Here is a 10792-nt window from a genome sequence, read left to right as displayed (position 1 = left end):
AATGGCGGTGAGGGAGGGATTCGAACCCTCGATGCGGCTACAAACCACATACTCCCTTAGCAGGGGAGCGCCTTCGGCCTCTCGGCCACCTCACCGTCTTGCGGAGGCACATATTACGTTTTACCAAAAATATGTCAAACACTTTATTGAAAAAAATTGGACAAAAACACTCAACCGTTTGCTATTTAATCAAAGCGCTTGCAAATTGAACTTATAAGCTTCAAATCGCGCTTTTTCCCTTAAAAATTAAGGTGAAAGATTGGCAATAATAAACAGCAGAAAACAATTATCTAATTTATCCAGCAGCAAGTGCTACCGCTGTTTGCACAATACTACGGGATGCAAATTTGCGCCATAGGGGAAACTAACAAATCTTGAGTTTGCGCAGACAAAATACCGTGTAACAGCGATGATCGATCCTATTTGTATTTCATAACGCCATAAAGCTCTCACTTCACCGCGTTAAGACTAACCCGTTACCACCCCATCGATGTTCAAATGCGTATTTCCATTCCCCCAAGATCAAAAAAGGCTAGCAACAATGCTAGCCTCTTCTCTACGCAAAAGTATTAGTAGTTGCCGGGTGCAACGTTACCATTACCTTTTTCAGCTTGAATGCGCATGTAGATCTCTTCACGGTGAACAGATACTTCTTTAGGTGCGTTAACACCAATACGTACTTGGTTACCTTTAACGCCTAGTACAGTAACTGTTACTTCGTCACCAATCATCAGTGTTTCGCCAACGCGGCGAGTCAAAATTAGCATTCTTTGCTCCTTGAGTAATCTCTAAATTTATCTAGCTACGCGAGCATTATCCAACAAAAGTTATATTTTCGTAAACTATCGATTGAGTTTATTTAACCAAAATGCACTTCTTTTTTAGGATAACCCTGTGTTTCACGCGCTACGATGTATGCATTGTGTAATATGTTAGCAGCCATATCGACTTGCGTTGGTGATATCACCAAAGTTAAAGACTGCTGTTGCAATAAGTGATGCTGTACATCAATTTCGCCTTCAGACAACAATCCATGTGAACTGACCACAATTTCTTGTGTTCGGCTTCCTACCACAGTTAACAAACTAACCTGTTCACTATTACGGATTTTCTCGTCAAAAACTAGTTTTAATTTAGCACTTATGTCCGGTTTGATAATGAGTGCTGCCCGTTCTGCTTCCTCGATCACACTACAGACTTCAATCCCTAATAAATGGCAATGCGACATGAGAGATGGTAAATCTTGATTCAAACACTCGACGCGAACCATATCTCTTTGAATGGCTATCCCAGCAATATCATTCAAACAGTCATTACCCGCGATAAGAGTTCCCTCGCCTTCTTCAAAGCTCGAAAGCACTCTCAATGGTACATTGTGTCGCCACGCATGTTGAACACATGGAAGGTGTAAAACCTTAGCGCCTCTGCGAGCCATTTCTTCCATAGAGGGAAAGTCTAAGGTATCTAATTTCTTAGATTGCTTAACCACTCTAGGGTCGCAGGAATATACGCCATCAACATCGGTATATATCTGACACTCTTTCGCTTGAAGGGCGCCTGCCAACGCAACGGCCGTGGTGTCTGAACCACCTCGCCCTAAGGTTGTGATATCACCTTTTGCATTAACGCCTTGAAAACCTGCAACAATGACAATCTGGTCATCATCTAACAGCGCTTTAATAGGAGCGGTATCAATACGCTCAATCGTCGCATTATTATGATTAGAATCGGTGTGTATTTTGGCTTGATAGCCAGTCATCGATGTCGCTTCATAACCCAACTTGTGCAACGTCATCGCCAACAAAGCCATGGAAACTTGTTCTCCGGCCGTTAACAGCACATCCAACTCTCTAGCGTTTGGTACGCTATCAACTTGTGAAGCTAAGTTAACTAACCGATTTGTTTCACCTGACATAGCAGAAACGACAACCAGGATCTGGTTCCCTTCATTTTTCGCTTCAATGATTTTTTCTGCTACATGATGGATTCGTTCAATTGAACCCACCGACGTCCCACCAAATTTCTGCACGATAAGAGGCATTTTCACCCTTCCTCACCTTCCCAAGACCAATGTCTATATATGACAAAAAAACACATACTCCGCGTCATGGCGAAGCAATAAAAAATTAACCAAGGAGTCTAACGTTACCATTAGCCTTCTTGGTTAATCTCAATCAAACCTTTTTCAAAGGTTCTTCCAATGGGCAAAATAAAAGATGCCCAATCAGTTGATTGGGCATCTTTGTATCAATTACTTAAGCTTAAAGACGCTCTTCAAGCCAAATACGTACTGATTTAAGCGCTTCAGGTAGCGCTTCAACGTCAGTACCACCCGCTTGAGCCATATCTGGTCGACCGCCGCCTTTACCGCCAACTTGCTCAGCAACCATCTTAACGAGGTCACCCGCTTTAACTTTGCCGATAAGGTCTTTGGTTACGCCAGCAATTAAGCCAACTTTACCGTCTGCTACGTTCGCAATCAGGATGATGCCGCTACCCACTTGGTTTTTAGCATTATCAACCATAGTACGTAGGTTCTTGTTATCTGCACCTTCAATGGCAGCAACCAGTACCTTAGTACCAGAGATCTCTTCTACTTTACCCATGATGTTTGCACCTTCAGCTGCAGCCATCTTTTCTTTAAGTAGTTGGATTTCTTTCTCTAGCGATTTCGCTTTCTTAGCTGATTCAGCAAGCTTCTCTTCGTAAGCGTTAGCCTGAGCTTCTACTGCATCTAGAGCTGCTTCACCCGTTACCGCTTCAATACGACGAATACCAGCAGCGATACCACCTTCAGAAGTGATCTTGAATAGACCGATATCACCCGTGTTGCTTGCGTGGATACCACCACAAAGCTCAGTAGAGAAATCGCCCATAGACAGAACGCGAACTTCATCATCGTACTTCTCGCCAAACAGTGCCATCGCACCTTTTTCTTTCGCTGACTCGATGTCCATGATGTTCGTTTCAATCACATGATTCTTACGAACTTGTGCGTTAACTAGACGCTCTACTTCTTTAATCTGTGCTGGTGTTACCGCTTCAAGGTTAGAGAAGTCAAAACGTAGGTTGTCTGGCTTAACTAAAGAACCTTTCTGAGCAACGTGCTCACCTAGCACTTCGCGCAATGCTGAGTGAAGTAAGTGAGTTGCAGAGTGGTTTAGTGAGATAGCAGCACGACGCTCAGCATCAACGCGCGCTTCTACTTTATCGCCTTGAGCAAATACGCCTTCAACTAGCTCACCGTGGTGTGCAAATGCATTACCTAGCTTTTGAGTATCTTGTACTTTGAATAGACCTGACGCTGTGCTTAGCGTACCCGCGTCACCACATTGGCCGCCTGACTCAGCGTAGAATGGTGTCTCTTCAAGGATGATGATTGCTTTGTCGCCAGCCGATAGTGAAGATACTTCTTCACCGTCAACGAATAACGCAGAAATTTCACCCGCACCTTCAGTGCCTGTGTAACCACAGAATTCAGTGTTAGTGTCTACTTTGATCGTTGCGTTGTAATCAGTACCGAACTGACCCGCTTCACGTGCACGCTTACGCTGTGCTTCCATCGCCTTCTCAAAGCCTTCTTCATCGATAGTAAAGTCACGTTCGCGAGCTACATCGTTAGTAAGGTCAGCTGGGAAGCCGTATGTATCGTAAAGTTTAAAGACTGTTTCACCGTCAAGCTCTTTACCTTCAAGTGCGTCTAATGCGTCGTTCAGGATAACCATGCCGCGCTCTAGCGTGCGACCAAAGTTCTCTTCTTCGATGCGAAGTACTTTTTCAACAAGCTCTTGCTGTTTCTTAAGCTCTTCAGCTGCAGAACCCATCACTTCAGCCAGTACACCCACAAGTTTGTGGAAGAACACGCCTTGTGCACCAATCTTGTTACCGTGACGCACTGCACGACGAATAATACGACGTAGAACGTAGCCACGACCTTCGTTTGAAGGCATTACGCCATCAGCGATTAGGAATGAACAAGAACGGATGTGGTCAGCGATAACGCGCAGCGATTGGTTCGATAGGTCGTCGTGACCGACTACTTCTGCTGTCGCTTTGATTAGCTTTTGGAATACATCAATTTCGTAGTTAGAGTGAACACCCTGCATGATTGCAGAGATACGCTCAATACCCATACCAGTATCTACAGCTGGCTTAGGTAGCGGTTCCATAGTGCCGTCAGCGTGACGGTTGAACTGCATGAATACGTTGTTCCAAATCTCGATGAAACGGTCACCATCTTCTTCAGGTGTACCAGGACGACCGCCCCAAATGTGCTCACCGTGATCGTAGAAGATTTCAGTACATGGACCACAAGGACCTGTGTCACCCATTGTCCAGAAGTTATCAGATTCAAACTTCTTGCCACCTTCTTTATCGCCGATGCGAACAATCTTGTCAGCTGGGATGCCCACTTTCTTGTTCCAGATTTCGAATGCTTCGTCATCTGTCTCGTAAACCGTTACTAACAGGCGATCTTTTGGCAGACCTAGTGTTTCAGTCAGGAATTCCCAAGCAAAGCCAATCGCTTCTTCTTTGAAGTAGTCGCCAAAGCTGAAGTTGCCTAGCATTTCGAAGAACGTGTGGTGACGAGCCGTGAAACCTACGTTTTCAAGGTCATTGTGTTTACCACCCGCACGTACACAACGCTGAGCCGTAGTTGCTCGAGTGTAGGCACGTTTTTCGGCGCCTAAGAAGCAATCTTTGAATTGGTTCATGCCTGCATTAGTAAATAGCAGGGTTGGATCGTTATGTGGAACTAACGATGAACTGTCTACGATTTGGTGTTCTTTGCTCTCAAAGAACTTAAGGAACGCGTTGCGAACCTCATCAGTGCTCATGTACATGCAGCTCTTCCTGAAAATAGTCGAGTTAGAATTTTGCCGTATTGTAGATCATGGTTAAGGCTTCGACTAGTTTTCTTGTAGAAAAGACACCCTTGGGCAGGATTTTAGTGGGAATTCGATAAAATGAAGAATATTCCACTAGCTCAGGCGAAGAAAAACAAAAAAACCTCGCACACTATGTACGAGGTTTATTCTGTTGAGACTCAATCGAAAACCAGTAAAACCGTTATCAATAGCCTGTATTACCTGTTAGTGCTTAGTGCGTAAGATAACCACTTCATTTTGGTCTAGATTAAATGTACCGCTGCCATTAGAAACAACCACTTGGTCAGTGCCTAATACACTGTCGTAAGTTCCGTTTGCCAATCCTAAATTCACCGCGTTAACCGATGTACCTTGACCGAGGTTCATTGCAACCACAACTACGTCATCGCCTGCGTTACGTTCATATACCAATACATCATTGCTGATCCAACGCTCAATATAATCACCTTGCTGCACCGCATAGCTTTCTTTACGTAACTTACTCAACGTTTTAATCATCTTGTAAGCATTGGTCGTTTTATCAAAGCTTGGCATCATTTCACGGTTGTAAGGGTCATTACCTTGTTGACCAAAACCATTGGTAGTGAAGTTAGCCGCGTAGTGCTCTGTTCCGTAATAAATACAAGGAATGCCACGAGAGGTCATAATAAGCGCTAAACCCAGCTCCACTCTGTCTTGTGCAAATGCAACACTTTGACGACCACCCCACTTGTCTTTACCTGCGCCAAAGTTCTTCGCGTCTGAGCGTAAAACGGTAGAGATACGTGACGCATCGTGGTTATCTAAGAACACCACTTGCCAATCACTGCTTGTGAATTTTTGGTCTCTCAGCTTCATGTAGTTATTAATGGCATACATGCCAGTTCCATTGTGTTGTAGCAAGGCGTTTTCGATGGTGTTTCTCAAACCAAAATCAAGCAATGCAGAGCCTGATGTATTGGCAAAATCGATAGAGGCAAAGTTTGATCCCGTTGCGTCAGCACCTGAATCCATCCACTCACCAAAGAAATAGAAATCTTTACCTTGGCTTTTCTTCGCGTACGCGTTTATTTGGCCAGTAAAATCTTGGATAAACTCTTTATCCATATGTTTCACCGCATCAATACGAATCGCATCCACCCCTAAGTCTACCCAGAATTTCGCGCCATCAATCAGGTACTGACGCGCTGGGCCATCTTTACGTTGGTCAAAATCGGTTAAGTTAAACAAGGTTTTATTACGAACTGCCCATGCGTCGTTCCATTCCCAATCTTTACCGTTTTCAGCGATCGCTCCATTATGATGGTAATACCCTGCATTATCATTTTTGTAGTCGGTAACTCGGACACCCTTTTTATAAAGTGCACCGTATTCCCCTTCATCATCAGGGTTAGAGTGATTAGGCGCATAGTCCAGCACGAGTTTCATGCCGTAGCTATCCATTTTCGTCTTTAATGCTTTAAAATCGGCAACGGTACCCAGATGCTCGTCGACTTTAAAGAAGTCACGTCCCCAGTAGCCGTGGTAACCCGCTCCCCCCCGACTGTCAGGTACGTTAATGTTATCAGCTGGAGGCGTTATCCAAATGGCCGTGATCCCCATATCATGCAAGTAATCTAGCTTTGCGGTTAAACCTTTTAAGTCACCACCAAAGTATTTTTTGAAATCCGATTTGTCTGCCGAATACATGTCGGCACCCGTCGATGTATTATTGGCTGAATCGCCATCATAGAAACGGTCAAGAAACACGAAATACATGGTTTCATCACGCATATCAAAGGGAAGTTTTTCATGGACCACCACTTTATTCGTGTCGTCATAGAAATTAATTTCGTAGGTTTTATTAGGGTCAACAGAGAAATTTGATAGAGGGTAGTTTTCAGACCAATCACCAAAGCGATCAACCTTAAAACTAGGAGAGTTCGTTCCATCACCGGTATTAAATTTTTTCACTATTTGCCAGTGGTTTGCTTTCACTTTAACCATAGATTCAGCTTGCCAGTTATTGGCGGTACCACGGAAATAGGCCTGGTTCCAATCTGCCATAGCAGGTAGGGAAGCCAGTAATGCTGATAGCACAATAAGCTTATTCTTCATGTGTCGTCCTTCATTCACGTTATGTTGGTGTAGGTTATTGTTTTATATTCTTGTCACGCGATTTAACTATCAGGTCGTGTTTCGTGAGCATGCTATATAGTCTCCCTCCCATACAACCATTACGGCCGCGTTAAATAATGTCAGAAGCGATGAAGTCAGCTGTACGAATAAAACCTTCCTTATATAAGTTCTGTTTAATTGAGGCGCGACAGTATCTTGAGAATAATTTCTCAGGATTCATTTATATTTTTATTATGCCCTTTAGCCAAAGTGAGATACTTAGGGCATATTATTAAAGTGAGGTGTTAGAATGTTCTATTGAAACCATTCATCTACGATAGTTAATGCCAATAAGGCCTGATTTTACAACGTCAGGTTCTGTTCGGTTTCACCATCAAAAATATGGCAAAAAGCAGAATCAAAATTAAAGCGTACTTGGCTGCCAATATCTGATGTACTTATGCTTTGGTTATTCACTCGCGCAACAATTTCGTTATCACCCAATTTGAAATACAGGTATTTTTCATTCCCTAAGTTTTCAACCACGGTCAGCTCACCAGGGTGTACGTTCACCATCTCATCATCAGCGGCAATATTTATGTGTTCAGGTCGAATGCCTAGACAAACGGGCTTATCAATATGATCCACAAGCTTTTCTTGCAAACGTTTAGGAATAATAATTTGGGCGTTAGGGGCAAGTTCTACGTAAATATCATCACCTAACTTGCGTAGGGTTGTGTTCACTAAATTCATGGCTGGGGAGCCGATAAAACCCGCCACAAACTTGTTCTGTGGTGCGTTGTACAAGTTGGTCGGCGTGTCCACTTGCATAATGTCACCTTGATTTAATACACAAATTCGGTCGCCTAAAGTTAAAGCTTCCGTTTGATCATGCGTGACATAAATCATGGTCGCAGGGTTACCTTCATCTTTAAGAGACTTGTGTAGTTGTGCGATTTTCACACGCATCGAAACACGCAGTTTGGCATCAAGGTTGGATAGAGGCTCATCAAATAAGAACACGTCTGGTTTACGAACAATGGCTCGTCCCACCGCGACACGCTGACGCTGACCACCCGACATTTCTTTAGGCTTACGATACAGGAGATCAGTAATTTCTAGTTTTTCAGCGGCATCTTCTACGCGTTGTTCGATCTCTTCTTTTGGTCGCTTTTGCATTTTCAAACCAAAGGCCATGTTATCGAAGACCGTTTTGTGTGGGTACAACGCATAGTTTTGGAATACCATGGCAATACCACGCTCTTTAGGCGCTAAATCATTCACCACTCTATCGCCAATACGCACTTCCCCTGCTGAGATATCTTCTAAGCCAGCAATCATTCGCAATGTGGTAGATTTGGCGCAACCAGACGGCCCAACAAATACCATGAACTCACCTTCGTGAATATCTAAGTCAATTCCGTGTACGGCTTTAAAACCATTATCGTACTGTTTTTCTACTTTACGCAGGCTAACTGTTGCCATTTGAAACTCCGAATACGGGTTAAATCTTGATAGGTAAAAATCTTTTTAGCCAGTGACTGGAGCTCTCAAGTTACTGGCTAAAAAGACGTAAACGTTAATCATTGAACATTTAGGGTTTATGTTCAAAACATAGGTACTCTGATATTCAGAGCACCTTTCATCTGTATCACTGCGTCAACCACGAGTTTATAAACGATGTTATAAAGCGTGGTTATAAATGGTGATATAGAGTGGGTTATGTCGGTTGGCTACATCGCTTATTTACACGCTTTAACCAATGCACGAACTGGCTTCTTATCTTCGCTAATTTCAACACTCCATAAATATTTGCCATCTTCTGGAATATTAACGGTTGTGTTTTTAGCAAAGCCACCGCGTTTTAGCGCTTTCTCATAACCTGCCGTCATCGACATGCCAGCTGCGGTAAATTGTGGAGACCAGCCCATCGTTGCGAACTGCAAACTTACGTTGCCCGCTTTTTCTTCGCTTACCACTTGGTAAATACCTTTGCCTTTATGCGACATTTGACGGTTTTCCATGTGGATCCACTGACCATCAGGGAAAGTGCCTATAACATAAAGTGAAGGACGAATTGGCCCGCGATCTTCCACCGTGGCGAGATTACAATCGGCGAAAGGACCTGTTGCTTTCATTTGATCAGCTGCTGGCGTGTCAGCTGTGCTCGCACAACCCATTAACGCTGAAGATAAAAGTGCGGCTACAAGTAGAGTACGTTTCATTGTCATTTCCTTATTATTTTTTATATATGTAGGGTTCTATTCCGTTTTAGTCATCGCGAGTTAGGGCTTTAATTTTTAAGCTCTCGCTTCGGCAACCTATAAACGAAATAGTCTCGCTATTAAGCTCTTTTTCGGTACCACCGCTCTTTTGTCTGTATCAAGTTCTAACGATTTAGAGTTTGGACGGGGGTTACTGTTTTTTTGATGAGTTAATTTGTTCAATACGGCTAAGTTTTTATAATAAGAACGTGCATCTTTCGCCGGATAACCGAACAGATCACTATTGGCAGGGAAAGAGTGGCTCACACCTGATTTGGCTTTAATAACGGAGTTTTTCCCGATAGTAAGATGCCCTGCGGTACCGGCTTGACCATGAACAATGACATGATCTTCCAAGGTAGTGTGGCCCGCAAAACCAGCCTGAGATACCAGTAAACAATGCTGGCCTATTTTGCAGTCATGCCCTATTTGCACTAGGTTATCTATTTTGGTTCCACGACCAATAACGGTGTCGCCTAAAGTGCCTCTGTCGATGGTGTTATTACAGCCAATTTCAACTTCATCACCAATGATCACTCGACCCACACTTTCCACGCGTTCATAACGGGTGTTGTGCCCGGTCATGTATTCGAAGCTGTAATTACCAATGGAGTTGTTAGAGTCGATGGTGACATTGTTACCAATCACTGTGCCTTCTTTGATGACTGTATTGGCATGAATTGCAACGTTATTGCCGATTGTTACACCGTTCATGATTTTAACACCGGGCATGAAATGGCAACCTTCACCTATTTGACAATGCTTTCCGATATAAACATCGGGAGTATCTGATGTATTCCCTTGATCAAATAATTGATATTTTTGAACTTTATAATGACGCATTAGTTGATTGAGCTTCTCAGCTTCGAGCTTCTCAATCACGATTTTTGTTTTTGCTTTAGTCTGTAAAATGGCTTCTGGCCCAACAATGACATCAGCCAAAGTTTCAGATAGCCCTTTTAAATCGGCTTTAGCAAAGACAATGGCTAAGCCGCCCTCTTCTACGCTGGAAACTGGGCGAATCTTAGATATTTCTACCGTGTTATCACCTTCAATTTTTCCACCAACGATTTGGGCGATATCTGAAACTTTGATCATAATATTACTCTGTCATTTGAGTTGTGATTAATACCACTTAGAAGCGGTAAAGCGCTTGTAGATACATTGTTTCTTGTTCTACAGTTTTCTCTTCGCCTTTCAGCTTAGAGAAAGTCTCTGTGTCTTTAGCCCACTCAAGTTCGCCTTTTACCAACCAATCGTCGCCAATTGCTTGCTCATAGCCTAAAGTTGCCTTACGAATATCTTTGAAGAAAGTTTCGTTCTTTGCCCAACCGTCTGTATGTTTCGTTTCGTTTTCACCAATACGAGCACGAACGTACATAGTGCCGGCTTCTTCAAAGCTGTACTGAACGATTGGCTCAATGTACATCTCGGTGAAATCGCTGGCTTCATTGAGTGAACCGTTAGCGGTTTTCGCTTTATTTTCTTTAACTTGATAGTAGAGTTCAGCTGCAACTTCCCACTGACCAAAGCGCTTGTAAGGTTTAAATAAGAGACTGTAAC

At 43.3% G+C, this 10792-nt stretch carries 8 protein-coding genes, 1 tRNA gene and 1 pseudogene; 1 reads left to right on the top strand and 9 read right to left on the bottom strand.

Going from position 1 to position 10792, the window contains the following annotated elements:
* Positions 1 to 2 precede the first annotated feature (2 nt).
* The 4 genes from AB4232_RS17080 to alaS all read right to left on the bottom strand — a co-directional run bounded on the left by AB4232_RS17080 (position 3) and on the right by alaS (position 4844).
* A tRNA-Ser gene (locus AB4232_RS17080) sits at positions 3 to 95 on the bottom strand.
* Between the two features lie 474 nt (positions 96 to 569).
* The gene (csrA, locus tag AB4232_RS17075) at positions 570 to 767 is read right to left on the bottom strand and encodes a carbon storage regulator CsrA (protein WP_009847619.1); all 198 of its coding nucleotides are present in this window, start codon (positions 765 to 767) and stop codon (positions 570 to 572) included.
* Positions 768 to 859: 92 nt separating this feature from the next.
* Positions 860 to 2041: an aspartate kinase gene (locus AB4232_RS17070; protein ID WP_080518014.1), complete on the bottom strand. Its 1182-nt coding sequence runs from the start codon at positions 2039 to 2041 to the stop codon at positions 860 to 862.
* A gap of 220 nt (positions 2042 to 2261) precedes the next feature.
* The gene (gene alaS, locus AB4232_RS17065; protein WP_371695207.1) at positions 2262 to 4844 is read right to left on the bottom strand and encodes an alanine--tRNA ligase; all 2583 of its coding nucleotides are present in this window, start codon (positions 4842 to 4844) and stop codon (positions 2262 to 2264) included.
* Positions 4845 to 4967: 123 nt separating this feature from the next.
* Between alaS and AB4232_RS17060 the strand changes: the two genes are divergently transcribed.
* Positions 4968 to 5111 carry a hypothetical protein gene (locus tag AB4232_RS17060; protein WP_167851855.1) on the top strand — a complete coding sequence of 48 codons (144 nt, stop codon included), beginning with the start codon at positions 4968 to 4970 and terminating at the stop codon, positions 5109 to 5111.
* Here AB4232_RS17060 and AB4232_RS17055 read toward each other — a convergent pair.
* The 5 genes and pseudogenes from AB4232_RS17055 to AB4232_RS17035 all read right to left on the bottom strand — a co-directional run.
* Positions 5094 to 6965, bottom strand: coding sequence for an alpha-amylase family glycosyl hydrolase (locus tag AB4232_RS17055; RefSeq protein ID WP_372087607.1), 1872 nt, complete (start codon positions 6963 to 6965; stop codon positions 5094 to 5096). The two genes, AB4232_RS17060 and AB4232_RS17055, sit on opposite strands and share 18 nt — an antisense overlap.
* 363 nt (positions 6966 to 7328) lie before the next feature.
* Entirely contained in the window at positions 7329 to 8450 is a 1122-nt protein-coding gene (locus AB4232_RS17050) for an ABC transporter ATP-binding protein (RefSeq protein ID WP_372087606.1), read from the bottom strand.
* Between the two features lie 257 nt (positions 8451 to 8707).
* Complete coding sequence (locus tag AB4232_RS17045) at positions 8708 to 9190, bottom strand: glycosidase (RefSeq protein WP_167851856.1); 483 nt, start codon at positions 9188 to 9190, stop codon at positions 8708 to 8710.
* Between the two features lie 96 nt (positions 9191 to 9286).
* Positions 9287 to 10327 (bottom strand): UDP-3-O-(3-hydroxymyristoyl)glucosamine N-acyltransferase, encoded by a 1041-nt coding sequence (lpxD, locus tag AB4232_RS17040; protein WP_135382314.1) that lies wholly within the window; start codon positions 10325 to 10327, stop codon positions 9287 to 9289.
* A gap of 37 nt (positions 10328 to 10364) precedes the next feature.
* Positions 10365 to 10792, bottom strand: a pseudogene (locus AB4232_RS17035) (porin); the annotation flags it as partial.

Origin of the sequence: Vibrio sp. 10N.286.46.A8 (assembly GCF_041470165.1) — a bacterium.
GTDB lineage: Bacteria > Pseudomonadota > Gammaproteobacteria > Enterobacterales > Vibrionaceae > Vibrio > Vibrio tasmaniensis_A.
Note: the sequence above shows the minus strand (reverse complement) of the source record. Positions and strands in the feature narration are given on the sequence as shown.

Bases quoted from the DNA above. Each gene is read 5' to 3' on its own strand.
- csrA (WP_009847619.1), bottom strand. From the start codon at position 767: ATGCTAATTTTGACTCGCCGCGTTGGCGAAACACTGATGATTGGTGAC.
- AB4232_RS17070 (WP_080518014.1), bottom strand. From the start codon at position 2,041: ATGCCTCTTATCGTGCAGAAATTTGGTGGGACGTCGGTGGGTTCAATT.
- alaS (WP_371695207.1), bottom strand. From the start codon at position 4,844: ATGTACATGAGCACTGATGAGGTTCGCAACGCGTTCCTTAAGTTCTTT.
- AB4232_RS17060 (WP_167851855.1), top strand. From the start codon at position 4,968: ATGAAGAATATTCCACTAGCTCAGGCGAAGAAAAACAAAAAAACCTCG.
- AB4232_RS17055 (WP_372087607.1), bottom strand. From the start codon at position 6,965: ATGAAGAATAAGCTTATTGTGCTATCAGCATTACTGGCTTCCCTACCT.
- AB4232_RS17050 (WP_372087606.1), bottom strand. From the start codon at position 8,450: ATGGCAACAGTTAGCCTGCGTAAAGTAGAAAAACAGTACGATAATGGT.
- AB4232_RS17045 (WP_167851856.1), bottom strand. From the start codon at position 9,190: ATGAAACGTACTCTACTTGTAGCCGCACTTTTATCTTCAGCGTTAATG.
- lpxD (WP_135382314.1), bottom strand. From the start codon at position 10,327: ATGATCAAAGTTTCAGATATCGCCCAAATCGTTGGTGGAAAAATTGAA.